15 protein-coding genes are annotated in these 16,958 nt (G+C 36.9%); 3 read left to right on the forward strand and 12 right to left on the reverse strand.

Annotation, left to right across the window (positions count from 1 at the left end; genetic code table 11):
* Positions 1–22: 22 nt before the first annotated feature.
* The 7 genes from ilvN to ACIQX2_RS02240 all read right to left on the reverse strand — a co-directional run bounded on the left by ilvN (position 23) and on the right by ACIQX2_RS02240 (position 9,971).
* A complete protein-coding gene (ilvN, locus tag ACIQX2_RS02210; protein ID WP_402846516.1) occupies positions 23–538 on the reverse strand; it encodes an acetolactate synthase small subunit in 516 nt (171 codons plus the stop codon).
* Positions 535–2,289 carry an acetolactate synthase large subunit gene (ilvB, locus tag ACIQX2_RS02215; protein WP_402846518.1) on the reverse strand — a complete coding sequence of 585 codons (1,755 nt, stop codon included), beginning with the start codon at positions 2,287–2,289 and terminating at the stop codon, positions 535–537. The genes ilvN and ilvB overlap by 4 nt, the downstream gene beginning before the upstream one ends.
* A 413-nt stretch (positions 2,290–2,702) precedes the next feature.
* The gene (gene ilvD, locus ACIQX2_RS02220; protein ID WP_402846520.1) at positions 2,703–4,370 is read right to left on the reverse strand and encodes a dihydroxy-acid dehydratase; all 1,668 of its coding nucleotides are present in this window, start codon (positions 4,368–4,370) and stop codon (positions 2,703–2,705) included.
* 454 nt (positions 4,371–4,824) lie between these two features.
* Positions 4,825–5,256 (reverse strand): hypothetical protein, encoded by a 432-nt coding sequence (locus tag ACIQX2_RS02225; RefSeq protein ID WP_402846522.1) that lies wholly within the window; start codon positions 5,254–5,256, stop codon positions 4,825–4,827.
* Positions 5,257–5,654: 398 nt separating this feature from the next.
* Positions 5,655–7,337, reverse strand: coding sequence for a methyl-accepting chemotaxis protein (locus tag ACIQX2_RS02230; protein ID WP_402846524.1), 1,683 nt, complete (start codon positions 7,335–7,337; stop codon positions 5,655–5,657).
* A 157-nt stretch (positions 7,338–7,494) separates the two neighbouring features.
* On the reverse strand, positions 7,495–9,183 hold the full coding sequence (locus tag ACIQX2_RS02235; RefSeq protein ID WP_402846526.1) for a methyl-accepting chemotaxis protein: 1,689 nt from the start codon (positions 9,181–9,183) through the stop codon (positions 7,495–7,497).
* Between the two features lie 29 nt (positions 9,184–9,212).
* Entirely contained in the window at positions 9,213–9,971 is a 759-nt protein-coding gene (locus tag ACIQX2_RS02240) for a C40 family peptidase (protein ID WP_402846528.1), read from the reverse strand.
* 311 nt (positions 9,972–10,282) lie between these two features.
* Between ACIQX2_RS02240 and ACIQX2_RS02245 the strand changes: the two genes are divergently transcribed.
* Complete coding sequence (locus ACIQX2_RS02245; protein ID WP_402847475.1) at positions 10,283–10,501, forward strand: SCP2 sterol-binding domain-containing protein; 219 nt, start codon at positions 10,283–10,285, stop codon at positions 10,499–10,501.
* A 169-nt stretch (positions 10,502–10,670) separates the two neighbouring features.
* Complete coding sequence (locus tag ACIQX2_RS02255) at positions 10,671–12,359, forward strand: flagellinolysin (RefSeq protein ID WP_483880194.1); 1,689 nt, start codon at positions 10,671–10,673, stop codon at positions 12,357–12,359.
* Between the two features lie 39 nt (positions 12,360–12,398).
* Here ACIQX2_RS02255 and fliT read toward each other — a convergent pair whose 3' ends face one another.
* The 4 genes from fliT to ACIQX2_RS02275 are packed head-to-tail and all read right to left on the reverse strand — an operon-like array spanning position 12,399 to position 15,101.
* Positions 12,399–12,749: a flagellar protein FliT gene (gene fliT / locus ACIQX2_RS02260; RefSeq protein ID WP_402846530.1), complete on the reverse strand. Its 351-nt coding sequence runs from the start codon at positions 12,747–12,749 to the stop codon at positions 12,399–12,401.
* Positions 12,749–13,147: a flagellar export chaperone FliS gene (fliS, locus tag ACIQX2_RS02265; RefSeq protein WP_402846532.1), complete on the reverse strand. Its 399-nt coding sequence runs from the start codon at positions 13,145–13,147 to the stop codon at positions 12,749–12,751. The genes fliT and fliS overlap by 1 nt, the downstream gene beginning before the upstream one ends.
* Before the next feature lie 34 nt (positions 13,148–13,181).
* A complete protein-coding gene (locus ACIQX2_RS02270; protein WP_402846534.1) occupies positions 13,182–14,708 on the reverse strand; it encodes a flagellar hook-associated protein 2 in 1,527 nt (508 codons plus the stop codon).
* Positions 14,709–14,720: 12 nt separating this feature from the next.
* Positions 14,721–15,101, reverse strand: a complete 381-nt coding sequence (locus ACIQX2_RS02275) for a flagellar protein FlaG (RefSeq protein ID WP_402846536.1) — start codon at positions 15,099–15,101, stop codon at positions 14,721–14,723.
* A gap of 142 nt (positions 15,102–15,243) precedes the next feature.
* Here ACIQX2_RS02275 and ACIQX2_RS02280 point away from each other — a divergent pair, with 142 nt between their 5' ends.
* Complete coding sequence (locus tag ACIQX2_RS02280) at positions 15,244–16,050, forward strand: flagellin (RefSeq protein ID WP_402846538.1); 807 nt, start codon at positions 15,244–15,246, stop codon at positions 16,048–16,050.
* A gap of 377 nt (positions 16,051–16,427) precedes the next feature.
* Here ACIQX2_RS02280 and ACIQX2_RS02285 read toward each other — a convergent pair whose 3' ends face one another.
* Complete coding sequence (locus ACIQX2_RS02285; protein ID WP_402846540.1) at positions 16,428–16,937, reverse strand: hypothetical protein; 510 nt, start codon at positions 16,935–16,937, stop codon at positions 16,428–16,430.
* Positions 16,938–16,958 lie beyond the last annotated feature (21 nt).

Genomic DNA, 16,958 nt, shown 5'->3' on the forward strand with positions numbered 1-16,958 from the left:
CCTTGAATTTGGGTTTTTTTTATTATTTTAAAATGGATAGCTGTGGTGTGTTAACCTTTTGTGTCTCACGAACAAATGCAGTTACGCCTGTTCTAGTCAACTCTTTAATGCCATAGGGTTTAATCAAATCGATAAATGCATCAATTTTTTCAGGGCTGCCTGTAACTTGGAATGTGACAACATTTTTCCCTGTATCAATAATGGAAGCTCGGAAAGGTTCGATGATGCTATTAACCTCTGCTCTTACAGCTGGAGGCGACACGACTTTCACGAGCGCCAGCTCTCTTACGACAATTTGTTTTTCAGTAATATCATTTACCTTCAACACATCTACTTGTTTTTGCAGTTGCTTTAATAGCTGCTCAAGCTTTTGTTCATCCGCAACATTTACGACAAATGTCATTTTAGATATTTCAGGATTTTCTGTATGACCTACTGTGATGCTTTCTATGTTGAACTGACGCTTCATGAGAAGACCAGTAACACGGTTAAGAACTCCGCTTTGATTGATCACGGTAACAGTTATGATTCGTTTCATTCTGGCTTCACTCCAATCATTTCATGCAGTGCTGTACCTGGAACTACCATTGGATAGACACATTCTTTTTGCACTACTCGGCAATCGATTAATACTGGCTCATCGGATTCTAATGCTTCTTTTAATTGCACCTTCGCATCTTCGAACGTTTCGATCTTAATGCCCTTAATGTCGTAGGCTGCTGCTAGTTTAACGAAATCTGGTTGAACCGGAATTAGTGATTGCGAGAATCTTTCACCGTGGAATGCTTCCTGCCACTGGCGTACCATGCCAAGTGCTTGGTTATTTAAGATAATTACTTTTACTGGAATTCTTAGCTCTTGTAAAAGTGATAACTCCTGTAACGTCATTTGGAAACCTGCATCACCAACAATTGAAATTACCTTTGCGTCAGGTTTCGCTAACTGTGCCCCAATTGCTGCTGGGAAACCAAATCCCATCGTTCCAAGTCCACCAGAAGTTACCCAGTTATGCGGCTTGTTGAACTTGTAGTATTGTGCTGTCCACATTTGATGCTGTCCAACGTCAGTCGTAACAACCGCATCTCCATTTGTATACTCATGTACTAGCTCTAAAACTTGCTGTGGAAGCAACCCACGTTCCTCGCTTGCTTGATAATGGAATGGATATTGCTCTTTGGAAATATTCAAGCTCTCCAGCCAAGCTGCTGTATTACCATTTGGTGCACCGTGCGTAAGCAATGCTTCGAGCGCTTCTTTTGCATCCGCTACGATTGGAATTTCTGTCGGTACATTTTTTCCAATCTCAGCTGGATCAATGTCTATATGAACTACTTTTGCGTTCGGTGCAAAGTAATTTAAGTTTCCTGTTAATCGGTCATCGAATCTAGCACCTACATTGATAAGCAAATCACATGTTTGGATTGCCATATTCGCTGTATAAGTCCCATGCATGCCTGCCATTCCTAGGAAAAGTGGATGATTTCCTTCGATCCCTCCCAGTCCAAGAAGTGTATTCGTTACAGGTATTTGATATTTTGTTGCAAATGCAACTAATTCGTCTGATGCCTTTGCGAATAAAACACCTGCTCCTGCAAGGATCAACGGCTGCTTGGCAGTAGAAATAGCTTGCGCTGCTTTTTGAATTTGTAAAAAGTTCGGTTTTGTCGTTGGTTGGTACCCTGGAAGATTAACTTCCTGCGTTTCTTCCTTAGGCGTTACGAACATTCCCGTAGCCATATTTTTAGGTATATCTACGACAACTGGTCCTGGACGACCTGTAGAAGCAATATGAAAAGCTTCGTTAATGATTCTTGGGAAATCAGCTACATCTTTTACTTGGTAATTATGTTTTGTAATTGGCTGCGTGATGCCGATAATATCTGCTTCTTGGAATGCATCTGTACCAATCACCGTTGTAGCAACCTGCCCTGTAAATACGACAAGTGGGATTGAATCCATCATCGCATCGGCTATGCCTGTAACTAAATTTGTAGCACCCGGTCCAGAAGTGGCAATTACTACCCCAACCTTTCCAGAAACACGTGCATACCCTTCTGCTGCGTGAATAGCTCCCTGCTCATGTCTTGCAAGAATATGCTTAATCGGATTTTTGTACAATGCATCATAAATAGGTAAAACCGCACCACCTGGATAACCAAATATTACTTCTACCTGATGCTGCTTCAACGTTTCGATAAAGACATCTGCACCATTCAATTGCATTGGAGCCTCAGCGGTTACAGGCTCTTCATAAACTCGCTCAGTTTCCTCAACGGTTAACTTCATCATTAATTCCTCCTTTTGAATCAAATCGTCCAGTTTACTTAAAAATTTGTCCGCCTTAGTGATTTACATCATTAAAGTCTAATTTATAAAAAGAAAAGAATTTCACCCCACACAAAGAAACCTTCGTTCTTTTGTATAGGGATGAAATTCTTTTCATGGTACCACCCTAGTTCGTAGCGCAACCGCTACCTCGCAGACAGCAGGCAAGTCGCCCACCATCCATTTATAACGAGAGTAGCTAAACTACACCCGGAAGTATCTAAAAGGTTTCCCGTTCAACACTTCACTCCGAGGGGATGTCGCTAAAGGTTGTATTGCCGGTTCCCAGCCCACCGACTCTCTGTAAATACAAGGTTCCTTTAACTTTTGCCTCATCAATGATTTAAGTATTTTTTTATAAATTTTCTATGTTTCGATTAGATTTTCATTACTCCACCAGTACTTGCTGATGTTACTAGTTTTGAATATCTTGCTAGATAACCTTTTTTAATCTTTGGTTCAAATGGCTGTAAGTTCGCTTGTCTGGAAGCTAATTCCTCATCGCTAACTTGTAAATCTATCGTTCTATTTGTTAAATCAATAGCGATTACATCATCATTTTGCACTAAAGCAATCGGACCGCCATCTGCAGCTTCTGGAGAAATATGTCCGATAGAAATTCCTCGAGACGCTCCGGAGAAACGACCATCTGTAATTAGTGCTACCTGAGTACCTAATCCGCGACCTTGAATTGCGGAAGTTGGAGCAAGCATTTCTGGCATCCCTGGTCCGCCTTTTGGACCTTCATAGCGGATAACCACTACATGACCTGCTTGAACGATACCGTTATCAATAGCTTCTTGTGCAGCTTCTTGTGAATCAAATACAATTGCTTTGCCAGTGAATTCTTTAATGGAAGGATCCACCGCACCGACTTTAATAACTCCGCCTTCAGGTGCAATATTTCCGAATAGTACGGATAACCCACCTACAGGACTATATGGATTTTCTTTTCGGCGTATGACTTTATCATTCGTAATTTCTGCTTCTTTCACATTTTCATAGAGTGACTTACCAGTAATCGTTAGTCGATCTGGATGAACAGCTCCAGGAATTTCACAAAGTTCTTTTATAATGGCACTAACTCCTCCTGCAAGATGTACATCATGCATAGAGTAATCAGATGCTGGCATAATTTTCGATAAGTAAGGAATACGTTTCGCGACTTCATTGATCTCTCGCACGTCGTATTCAATTTCAGCTTCGTGTGCAATTGCTAATGTGTGGAGAACAGTGTTTGTTGAACCACCCATTGCCATATCTAGCGCAAATGCATCATCGATTGTTTCTTTCGTTATTAAATCTCTTGGCTTCACATCTTCTTTAACCATACGTACTAGATGGTGCGCCGCTTCTTTTATGAGGCGATGACGTTCGTCGGAAGTTGCAATAATTGTTCCGTTACCCGGAGGCGTCATTCCTAGCATTTCCATTAACGAGTTCATGGAGTTAGCTGTGAACATCCCTGAACATGAACCACATGTTGGACATGCATTTTGTTCAATATCTAACAGTTGCTCCGCTGTCATGCCGCCTGACTTATAAGCTCCAACCCCTTCAAACACAGATGTGAGTGAAAGTTGTTTCCCGTCAGCTGAAGTACCAGCTTCCATTGGACCACCTGAAACAAACACAGATGGGACATTTGTTCTGACAGCTGCCATAAGCATTCCTGGTGTAATTTTGTCACAGTTCGGTATGTAGAACACTCCATCGAACCAGTGCGCATTAATGACTGTTTCAGCTGAATCTGCGATAAGCTCACGACTCGGAAGTGAATATCTCATCCCGATGTGACCCATTGCAATTCCATCATCTACACCAATCGTGTTGAACTCAAATGGAATTCCTCCAGCTTCACGAATTGCTTCTTTCACGACCTCTGCAAACTTATTCAAATGCATATGGCCAGGAATAATATCAATATACGAGTTACAAACACCGATAAACGGCTTCTCCAAATCTTTCGTCTTGACCCCAGTTGCGTAAAGCAAACTTCTATGTGGAGCGCGATCGACGCCTTTTTTAATCATGTCACTTCTCAAATCAATCGCTCCTATACTTTCCGCTTTTAAAGCGTTTAGCTTTGCAGCTCTGAATATTATATCTTGTGAATTTTCTCACAATAAATTATATATTGTTGATATCATATCGCCTTTAAAATGCCAAGTCAACACCCTTTTTGTTAATTGTCAGTCATTTTCGAATATTCATTTATATTGTAATCGCTTACATATGCGATATATCGCATTTTGTATGAAAGTAAAATAATTGTGAACTTTTTGTTAAAAATATAAGGGGATGGAAGATTTTAAGTATTTTAAAGGAGGAAATTGGTTAATCACAAGTGGAATGGTGCGAATGGCAAGTTAGGATGACGTAATCGCAAGTCGCACCCGGCAAATCGCAAATTAGACATTGCAAAACGCAAAATCCGCTTTGAGAATCGCAAATGGACAAATAAAAGGCCCTTTCTCAACGAAGAGAAAGGGCTATATATTACCATAAGTTAGGCTTAGCAACCATAAACCATAACATGATGAGTAATAACAAAATATATTTCCACACAGCAGACCTTAATTTTTTTATCAGTGTATCCAAATCAATAGTTCCCGCACGGAATGCACGAATATTCGGCTTAAATGCTTTAGCTAAAAATACGATGGAGCTTACCATGACGAGAATTGTCATAATGACCCAGGAAGTGGTCCATGGCCAATTCCCCTGCCACACAAGAAGTATTCCCGAACCAACCAATACATGGCCAGCGTGTTTTACAAGCCGAATCGCCGCTTGAAACACTTCTAATGCTGTATCAAGCATCTCATCACTTTTGCCTTTCATCCTATTTAATAAGGGAAAAAGAACAAAAAATGGTCCAATCGATAATACTGCACTAATCACATGTATGAAAATAATGAATGTATACATACCGAAACAACTCCCTACTGCAAGTATACAAGATATTCAGCAAAAACTCTGTGACGAGTTATGGAATATTAGAGCCTCGTTGCAGGCAAAAATAGAGGGCTCCCTTTTATTTTTTGGTTAGTATGGAGATCCCTAGAGCTCAATGTTTTTTGGTTATACGCAACGTTGGTAGTGATTTACGCAATGTTTTTCAGTTATGCGCAACATTATAGGTGGTTTTTTCAACATCTTGATCCTTTTACGCAACGCTTTTGGTTCTCGCAACATTCAATGTGGTTTGCGCAACGTATTCCGGTTATGCACAACATTACGCAGCTTTCTCGCAACTAGTTTCTATTGAAAGTCCCATAAAAAAAATCCTATGCCATATAAAACAGCATAGGATAGATAGATTTAATTTAAATCTTAAAGTGACTAACATTATTTTGCAGAGCTTCTGCTAAATCTGCTAAAATTTGCGCATTGGACGAGATTTCTTCGGTTGCAGCAAGTTGTTCTTCCGTAGCTGCACTTGTTTCATTTGCTCCATCTGCAGCCAATGATGCTAAACGCTGCACTTCTAGCGATCCTTCGGAAACGGATTCAGCCATCGCTTGAATTTGTTCGATTGCAGCAGAAACTGATTCCACTTTAGAACCAACTGATCCAACTGCCGTTTCTATTTCATTAAATACTTGAAGGGAATCTGTTGTTTTTGCAAGTCCCTCCTCTACTTTGTCTCCACCTACAGTGATCGCTTTCACTGCATCGCCAGAGGCTGTTTGAATCATTTGCACCATTTTTTCAATTTCTGATGCAGAATTCTTTGATTGCTCTGCAAGTTTACGAACTTCTTCTGCAACAACGGCGAATCCTTTTCCATACTCACCAGCACGGGCTGCTTCAATTGCTGCGTTCAAGGCAAGTAAATTCGTTTGCTCCGAAATATCTGTAATGAGAGCAGTAACTGTATGAATTTCGTTTGAATGCTTTGCCATGTTTTCCATGATAACTGTTGTATCTTTAAACGTTGTATGAATATTATTCATTTGACCAGCAACATCTGAAACGACATCTGAACCTTTTTTCACCAGATTTGTCACAACGTCTGCAGCCTGGAGCATTTCTTCGTTATTCACAGAAATTTGTCCAATACCTTGTGATAACTCAGCAATCGAACTAACAGAGGTTTCCATATAACGCACCTGTTGTTCACTAGTGGCCATTTGTTCTTCTGCAGATTTAGCTACCATTTGAGAGGAAGCAAGACTTTCCTCCGAACTTGCAGAAAGCTCTTCTGCGTTTGCTGCTAATTGCATCGATGAATCACGGACACTAGAGACAATTCGCAGTAAATCATTCGACATCTTATTGAATGATGTCGCCATTACACCGACTTCATCACTATTCTTAATAATAATTGGTTCAACTGCTAAGTTGCCCTTTGCAATTTCTTCAATTCCCGCTGTCACCTTTTGGATTGGTTTAGAAATAGATTTTGCTATAAAATGAGAAATTAAAATACCAATAATAATCGCTGCTATAGTTAGAATAATTAACCCGTACCTTGCCTTCTCTTCAAACTTGTCTAACTCAACTCTTGCATCTGCCATATTTTCTTCTTGAATTTGTTGTAATTCAGCTAAAATAGCAAGTACTTCATTATTAATTTCCGTAGATTTTGCTGCATATTGTTCAAATGGTTTATTTGCTGATCTTAACTCAATAATTTGGTTGTTGTTTTCAAATAACTTTACTGTTTCTGTTTGAAGTTCTTTCAACAACTGAACAGATTCTGCATCAGTAGCCTTTTCTATTAAAATTTTTGCTGCAACTGACCCTTTTTCTATTTCTGCATCGAATTTATCCACAGAATCTCTACTACCAAACATTACAAACTCTAATACCGCAGTAGCCATATCTTTCTGGATTACTGTAATATCTTCTACTAGTTCAACCTTTTCTATATCATAGTCTAGTAATTCCTTATATCTATCCGTTAAGATTTTCGTTCCGAATTGAGTAATAATACTGGTTAGTACTAGTAATAGTAAAACCACACTAAAACCAATCCACATTTTCTTTGAAATTGACAATTTCATATGTATCTCCTTTTTCCTATATAAATTATTGTTATATAATGCTTATGTAACTATTTTATTATACATAATTGAAGGGTATTTGGACATATAAGAAAATAAAAATTATCAATAAAAAAACCTATGTCTTTAATAAAGACATAGGATTGATAGATTTACATTAGATTTTAAAATGACTAACATTATTTTGGAGAGCTTCTGCAAGATCTGCTAAAACTTGCGCATTGGACGTAATTTCTTCTGTTGCAGCGAGCTGTTCTTCCGTAGCAGCACTTGTGTCATTAGCTCCTTCTGCAGCCTGTGCGGCTAGACGTTGCACTTCAAGCGAACCTTCGGAAACAGATTCAGCCATCGCTTGAATTTGTTCGATTGCTGCAGAAACGGATTCAACTTTGGAGCCGACTAAACCTACAGCCGATTCTATTTCAGTAAACACATGAAGCGAATCAGTTGTTTTCGCCAGGCCATCTTCTACTTTATCTCCGCCTACTGTAATTGCCTTGACTGCGTCCCCAGAAGCTGTTTGAATCATCTGTATCATGTTTTCAATTTCTGATGCTGAGTTTTTCGATTGCTCTGCAAGCTTTCGAACTTCTTCTGCTACAACCGCGAAGCCTTTTCCATACTCTCCAGCCCTTGCAGCCTCAATTGCCGCATTTAAGGCAAGTAAATTCGTTTGCTCCGAAATATCTGTGATGAGGGCAGTAACAGTTTGGATTTCGTCCGAATGCTTTGCCATATTATGCATGATAACCGTTGTATCTTTAAATGTCGTATGAATATTGTTCATTTGACTAGCAACTTCAGAAACGACATCTGAACCTTTTTTCACAAGATTCGTCACTTCGTCTGCTGCTTGTAACATTTCTTCGTTATTAACAGAAATTTGATCAATTCCTTGTGATAACTCACTCATTGAATTTACTGAAGTATCCATATGTCGAACCTGTTGCTCACTAGTGGCCATTTGTTCTTCTGCAGATTTAGCTACCATTTGAGAGGAAGCAAGACTTTCCTCCGAACTTGCAGAAAGCTCTTCTGCGTTTGCCGCAAGCTGCATAGAAGAATCACGAACGTTGGTGACAATTTGTAGCAAATCTGAGCTCATCGTGTTGAAAGCTATCGCCATTGCTCCAACTTCATCTTTATTTTTGATATTAATTGGCTCAACTACTAAGTTACCATTGGCAATTTCAGACATGCCAGCAGTAACCTTTTTAACTGGATTTGATATACTTTTGCTTATAAAATATGCTACAACCACTCCGGCGATAATACTAGCAATCCCTAGTACAATAATAATCATTTTTGCAGTCGCATCAAAACTATTAACATCTGCTCTAGTTTGTTCCATATCATCTAATAAAAATTGTTCCATCTCTTGTAAGATCTTTAACGAATCAGCATTCATTGTTTTTGCATCGGCCGTATGTTTATTGACCATTGTAGAATCATTACGTTGTTTTGCAGCAATAATTTCTTCCGATTTAGTTTCAAAAGTTGCACTTTTTTTCTGTAAATCTTCCATTAATGCTTTTGTTTCTGGCGAAAATAGTTTACTTGACAATTCTTCCTCTAACTTACTTGCCTCTTTTAAATGCGTAGCTACACCTTTTCTAGAAGCATCTGTATTAAATAACAAAAAATCTAACAAACTACGTGTAGTATCTTTTTGAGCAATTTCAATTTCTTTTATTAAATCTAATTTGACAACTCGATCATCTAATAGAAACTGATATTTCTCTCCATTATTGTCTAATGATACGAATGCAACTACCGAAGAAATAACTAATAACAGTAATATTGCCGAAAATCCAAACCACATTTTTTTACCTATTGTCATTTTCATAAGGGTCCTCCTGTTGTGTACATCATCAATCATTTTTCCAAACTAACTATATGAAATCGTTTAAAAGATACAAAATGCTCTTTCCAATACACCGAATTTAAACTTGCAACTTCTACACCTTTTGAGCCTGCATGTATAAATTCATTATTACCTATGTAAATTCCCATATGAGAAATTCCTTCTTTATAGGTATTCTCAAAAAAAACTAAATCTCCAACAACTGGACTAGAAACAGTCGCACTTTGCGCAAAATAGCCTTCACTACTCTGACGAGAGATATTCAAACCTGCTTGGTTATGTACAAAATAGATAAATCCACTACAATCAAATCCGGCTATTGTATTACCTGCATACAAATACGGAATGCCTTCTAGTCGTTTTGCAAAATCTACTATTGAAGGATAAACAGCTTGTCCCTTTATAGATAAATTCCTAGCTTGCTCCACAAGCGGCATATTAATTAGCTGACTTTCTTCTTTTACTTGAATAGGTACATCCACCGGTTTCTGATTCAGGGTATTCTTACCTATAGTTATAGGTTTAGAAGCAATCACTTTTGTTGGTGCTTTAGTCTTAGCTGATGGCTTTGTTACAAACAATTTTTGTTTAATATAAATACTATCTTTGGTGAGTTTATTCCACGAGCGAAGGTCTTTGAGTGTTACTTTGTTGGACTTAGCTATTTTCGTTAAAGTGTCCCCTTTTTTAACTTCATATGACTTATTAGCACTGGCTGTTGATGTAAATGAAATTAGTAAAACTGTTACTAATAGCACTTTCTTGAACATATAGCACCTCCTTCTAATTAACTATTAAATTCATCATACCATTTCTACTAATTAATAACATTATAATTTTCATTAAATTTCCCGGGCAATACTTCTAGTCAAACTTTTCAAAATATAGGATGATAATTTAATATTGAATAAAAAGAATCCATAAGGAGGAACCAGCTTTACCTAGCATAAAAGAACTGCCAAGTGAGAAAGTCTGGTTACTAATTGTACAAACAATCAATGATAATCCTGCACCGATTCATAACGAAAATGTACGTTACCAATTTGAGTTAACAGACGACTAGTCAAATAACAGACAGCTTATTTTCCATAATGATCAAGCCACATTATCTTACGATCTATCTCATAAAGCTGACTGTACATTAAGCACCGCTGATTTTAAGAAGCTGATCACCGGAAACTTGAAAAGTACCACGGCTTTTATGTTTGGGAAGCTTAAAGTGGACGGGAGTATTGGACAGGCCTTGAAGTTGGAGAAATTATTGAAAGAGTATGTGTTTGATGAAGAGAAGATTGTATAGAGAAATACAGCATTTGGGAAAACAATCATAAGGGGATAAACTTATGGTTATTATATTATTGCAAAAATTATTATTAAATTATATGCTAATATATCTTCAGTATAAATAACGCTTATAGATTTCCGATATATTACATGTACATAATATAAAATAGAACGTTGGTGAAAAAATGAGAATTCAACATAACTTAGCAGCTCTTAATACGGCAAACAAATTAACCCAACAACAAAGTAAGACTTCTAAAAGTTTAGAAAAGCTGTCTAGTGGTTTTAAAATCAACCGAGCTGGCGACGATGCTGCTGGACTTGCAATTTCTGAGAAGATGCGTGGGCAAATTCGCGGATTAAATATGGCTGGCAAGAACATTCAAGACAGTATTTCTTTGCTACAGACCGCTGAAGGTGCAATGAACGAAATTCATTCCCTTCTTCAACGAGGCAGAGAATTATCCGTTCAAGCTGCGAACGATACGAATACAGAGGAAGATCGTGCATCTCTACAAATGGAAGTTGATCAAATCCTTGATGAGATTAATGGCATTTCTAATCGAACGGAATTTAATGGCATGAAGCTGTTACGGGGTGGCGGGACTATAGCACCTCCTACAGGAGGAAGTGGCACTGGTTCTGTTGCTTCAGATGCTGCACTTGCATCTAGACAAGAGTTAACTGATTCGCTGGTAAGGTATATGCTTGAATCATCAGAAGATGCTGTGTTCAACGCCTTTGGCATCGGACCACCCGATGGAACTGAAATAACTGTATCCTATGAGAACCAGTCTCCTGGCGGAGCTGTGGCTTGGGTAACAACTTGGATGGATGGAACTGGAAAAGGAGTTAAATGGGAGCTTACAATAGATGAAGCAGACTTTTTAACAGATTCTCCTTTATGGATATCAAAAGACCGTATAGTAGCGCACGAAATGGCTCATGCGATGATGTCCGCTTCTGGTATGACATGGACTTCGATCCCTACCTGGTTTAAGGAAGGAAGTGCAGAATATTTAAGTGGAGCTAATGAAAGATTAAAAGGCAGTCTTTCTATTTTAGGAAGTGCGCAAAATGTTGTAAATGCTATTAATACAAGCTCATCTTCATCCCATTTTTATTCAGCAAGCTATGTAGCTACGAAATACTTGGATTCCTTGTTGCAGGCAGAAACACCAAGTAAAGATATAAAGTCCTTCATGCAACAGCTGGCTACTGGTGATACATTTGCTACAACAATACAAGATCAATTAGGTATGACGGAGAGTCAATTTAAGTCTGATTTTATTAGTAATGGGGCAGCATTTATTTCGAATCTAAATTTATCTGGCTCGGGTAGTATTCTTGGTGATACTTTAGCTGATATAGATGTTATACCTGATGCAGACAACGCAATTACTGGAGATCACTTTAAATACGTTTGGTCTTCGAATACTGGAAATACTGGGACAAGTCCACTTGTTTCTTCTACAATCAGTGCGAATGGAGATATTAAATTTCACATTGGGGCAAATAGCGGACAAGCTATTAACGTAAACTTAGCAACGATTACATCTGACTCATTGAATCTATCTTCAGTCGATGTAAAATTATTTGCTGAGCAAACTATTTCTGTTTTTGATTCTGCTATTGAATCAATTTCAACAGAACGGTCAAAATTAGGCGCAATTCAAAATCGTCTGGAGCATGCATACAATGCTACAGTAAATACTTCTGAAAATTTAGCAACAGCTGAGTCTCGCATCCGCGATACAGATATGGCTAAAGAAATGATGGACTTTACGAAATCGAATATACTTATGCAGGCTGCCCAATCTATGCTTTCGCAAGCCAACCAACAGCCGCAAGGAGTATTACAATTATTAGCATAAAAAAACACCGACTTTCAAATAGATGAAAGTCGGTGTTTTTTATTTTTTATTATCGAAATACATACCATCTAGTGTTTGTGTGGCAGCGTATGGATTGGAATAGGCGCTCTCATGCCTTTTCTTTTGTTGAAGATCTTTTATATCTCCTTTTATACTAGCCATGAACTTCTCTAAGCGTTGATTTATCCCTTTATCCAATACTACCAAGCGATCATAAAAAGAACTTACTGATAAATCTTCATCACCTATAGATCGAATTGCTGTTTCTCTGACATCTAGTAACTGGTTGATTTCTTCAATATACGCTATTCTATTTTCCTCGGCGGGAAGATTAGTCAAGTGAGAATATAACTTTTCTGAAACAGTTAAGAAGTCTTCTACCTCTTTCATTACGCATGGTCTCCAGTAAATTGTTTTTGACGATTTATCTGAATCACTTGTTTCCAAGTATCTCGAAATTCCAAAGCATAACTTTCTACTTCCTCAATAGCTTGAACATCATTTTTAATATTAGCCTCAATCAGGCGATGATTCATATATTCATACATTTGCATCATTGACTTAGAAATTTCAATATTCATATTTAAGGTCACCATAAGCTCTTGAATAATTTTTTGCGCCTTTTGCAAATTAAGATTTTTTTCTTGAATGTTATTTTCAGTAATTGCAACCTTTGCTTTACCTAAAAACTTTAAACATCCATTATATAGCATCAATGTTAATTCACCTGGTGATGCAGTACTTACACTATTATTTTTATAAGCTTGGTGAGCCGATTGGGTTGACAAAATAGCACAACTCCTTTAATTTATACCAAAAATATTATTGCTGACCAAATCCCATTAGATAAGAAGACTGAGAATTTGCTTTGTTAATAGCCGTTTCCATTGCAGTAAACTGCTTCCAATATCGTGATTCGATATCTTCTAAACGACGTTGGAAACTTGATATTCGGTTATTCATATCTATTAACGACTTACCTAGAGAGTACTGAGAATCAGTCTGGGTTATTTTCCCAGCCTTTGTCTCAATAGTCCTAGTATAGTCTTTTAAAGACTCACGCAGACGTTGAACTATCCCTCTCGTATCTTTAATTGCATTTTTTTCCCCTGATTGAGAAAAAGTTTTTACAACTTGGTCAGGATTTTCGGTTAGCGCTTTACGTAGTTTATCCTCGTTAATTACTAATTTACCACCGTCTGAAAAAATACCTGATGTAGTAATACCCATTTCTGCAAATGTATCCATGATATTCGCTTCGTTACCTACACGACCATAGATTGCATTACGCATACCAGAAAGACCATTACTAACAATAGAATCGCTTCTTAAGAGACCACTTTTAGCTTTTTCATCCCATTGCTTTTGCTCTTCATCAGACATATCTTTTCTCTGTTCTTCAGTTAATGGTGGAAAGTCACGATATTTTTTTTCTTTAAGAGAATCATTCATTCCACTTATTAGTTCATTGTATTTGTCCACAAATTCTTTTACTTTTCCGATCATAGAATCCACATCAGTTTTAGAGCTTAATTGCACAGCAGCTATTGTTGGTGTTGCTAGAGGATCTGTAAATATCTCTTCATTGAATTTTGAACTTAGGGTAACATTATATCCTGATATAGAAAAAGTATTAGATGTTCTTTCCGTATCTAAACCATTCACACGGAATTTAGCATTCTTACCCGCAATTAAATCGGATGAAAAATTAATACCTAATTTCCCAAAAAGATCTCCTACGTCTTCAGTAAGCTGGATCTCATCTCCTAATTTGTTATCACCACTGTTCTTTGCTGTAATAGAAAGTCTTCCATTTTCAAATAAAGCGGTTACCCCTGCATTACTACTATTAATCTTAGATATAACTTGATTTACAGTATCAGTTGCCTTTATATCAATTTTTGTTGCAGTACCTGCTAAAGATCCATCTGCTTTGATGGCTTTTAAGGAAATTGAGGTATCTGCAATATTAAGATCACTCATTTTAGTGCTTCCCATAGCGCTTGTACTAGCACCGACTGCTCTTGCAGCAGTTGCTAATTGTGATACTCCTTCCAGAGATAAATTTCCAGATGCTGATGAAGTAGCCGTTGCACTCACTAAATTTGAATTTGTACTTGTAACGGTTTTTTTATTAAAGTTACTAGATAATGAAAAATTTTCAAACAAGTACGTATCGAAAGTTTTTAACTTTGTATTAATAGATCGGTATGCATCACGTTGCCATTCTGTTGTTGTTTTCTTTTGATTTAATTTATCCAGGGGAATACGTTCTGCAGTCATTAATTTTTCAACAATGCTATCTATATCCATCCCTGATGCTAAACCACCAATTCTTAATCCTGTCATTTTGACTACCTCCTAAATCTTTTCATCTACAATCATTCCTAAAAACTTCTGCATTGTATAAAATGCATCTAATAGTTTACGGGGTGGTATCTCTCGAATAACTTCATCGGTTTCCGAATCGACTACTTGTACAAAATAACGTTCTAGTCCTTCGTGCATGACAAACTTTGAATTATGATTTTGTAAAGTCATAAATTCATTTAATGCATCTACAGCTTTTTGTACTTTATCTTTTGGAAATCCGTCTTTTTCGTTAGCTTGCTGCTCAGCATACATGATTTTTTTTAGAGAATCTTCGGTTATATTAGATCTTGTTACTTCCACCAATTTTTCTGTTCTTGGTTGTGAATTAACTGCAACTTCCTTTGATTGCGCCTGTGCTGATATACGCATACTAGTCTCTCCCCTCATGTTCACAATGTTATTAATTATATTATCGGCGTTTCATAATAAATTTTTACTTTTTAGCAAATTTTTCATTTAATTTACCGATAATAATGTTGTAAACAATATAATTCACATGGAGGTGAATAAATTGAAACTACAAAACCAGGCAGGGATTGCCTTCTCAGTAAATCGTTATCAAAAGAATCAAACATCTATTACCAAAACATTAGAAAAACTATCTGGTGGGGATAAACTAACCCGGGCAGCAGATAATGCGGCGGGTCTATCAATTTCAGAAACTATGCGTGGACAAATTCGGGGATTGTCAAGAGCACAGCTTAATATGCAAGATGGGCTTTCTGTACTGGAGACAACAGATGCAGGGCTTCAACATGTAAGCGACGTGCTCCAACGTGTTCGAGAGCTTGCTGTACAATCGGCTACTGATACAATGACCGATGAAGACCGTGTGGCAGCTCAAGAAGAACTTGATCAGCTACTACAGTCTATTGACGACACCGCAGATAAGATGGAGTTTAATACTCAAAATATACTCGGTGACGTGCGACCGCTTTACATACATGTGGGTGCCAATACGGGTCAAACACTCCGCATAGATACAGTAAACGTAAGTACAGCTTCTCTTGGTATCGAAATTGCTAAACTTTCCACTAGGGAAGAAGCAGAAGATTTAATCACAAAAGTAGATAATGCCCAATCAATTACTTCTAAACACTTGACAAACACAGGTTCCGATTATGAAACGCTTACTCATCATAAAGATAATGTTTCTAATATTGAAATTAGTCTACAAAAATCAGAATCACTCATACGTGATCCTGATTTGGCTCTTGAAATGATGGAATTTGTTAAGCAAGGAATTCGTCAAAAAGGCGATGTGTTGCTGATAAAACATACGAATGAGAATGTTAGTGATTTGTTGAGGTTGTTTTGATTAATTAAAAACGATACACCTAAGCAATTGGCATAGGTGTATTGTTCTAGTATTCAATATGTAAGGATCAAATTAGATAGTCAAAGCTCCAATTTTACATGATTTTTAGTATACTTAAATTGAGAATCAGCTATAATACCTTTGAAAATTTTTTTAGAAGCACTTACCGTATGATTATATGTATTCTCTCCTAAGATACTATAACCGATTCTATGTTTGCACTTTTCCAGTCTGTTTTTATAAACTTTCCAGCAACAGCTCCATGGTGAGATACAACAACTATTTGAGTTTCATCTGGGAATAAGTGAGAAATAATAGCCTGTTTCACTATTTTCTAAATTTATTTTGTTTTGCTAATAAATTTAAAGTATTTGATTTTAAATAATTATATAGAGCATTTTCTCCAAAACTAAAATCTCAGAATAAATTTCATCAGAATTTGAGGAGTTACTTTGAGATTCCTCAATTTTCACTAAAATCTCATTTAACTTATCCTTATTTGTCGATAAATTCTTATTACCTATTTCCAATTTTAACTCGTCTAAGATTCCGTCGATTTCTTTTAGATTTCTTTTCCTTTTTACAATTTCATCTGCTGTATCTGAATTTAAATCATTAAGATATTTCATATTCTGAGTTAATTCATTTATCTTTACTATTATTTCCTTATTATGCGAACTAGTATCAGAAGATTGAATAAATGAAAAAATAATTGCAATTATAGCAAGAAATATAGAAAGAAGTGTTCCCCCAAGTGTTAACTGATTAGTTAACATACTTGAATCATTTGTTCGCCAAACACTAACTACAGTTAAAATAATAATAAGAATTAATATCCAATATGTCATATCCTTTTTTGTAGGAAAGTTTCTCATTTTATCTATCATTTCTTTTTAATTAATTAATTA

Origin of the sequence: Psychrobacillus sp. NPDC096623, from assembly GCF_044762655.1 — a bacterium.
Taxonomy (GTDB): Bacteria; Bacillota; Bacilli; order Bacillales_A; family Planococcaceae; genus Psychrobacillus.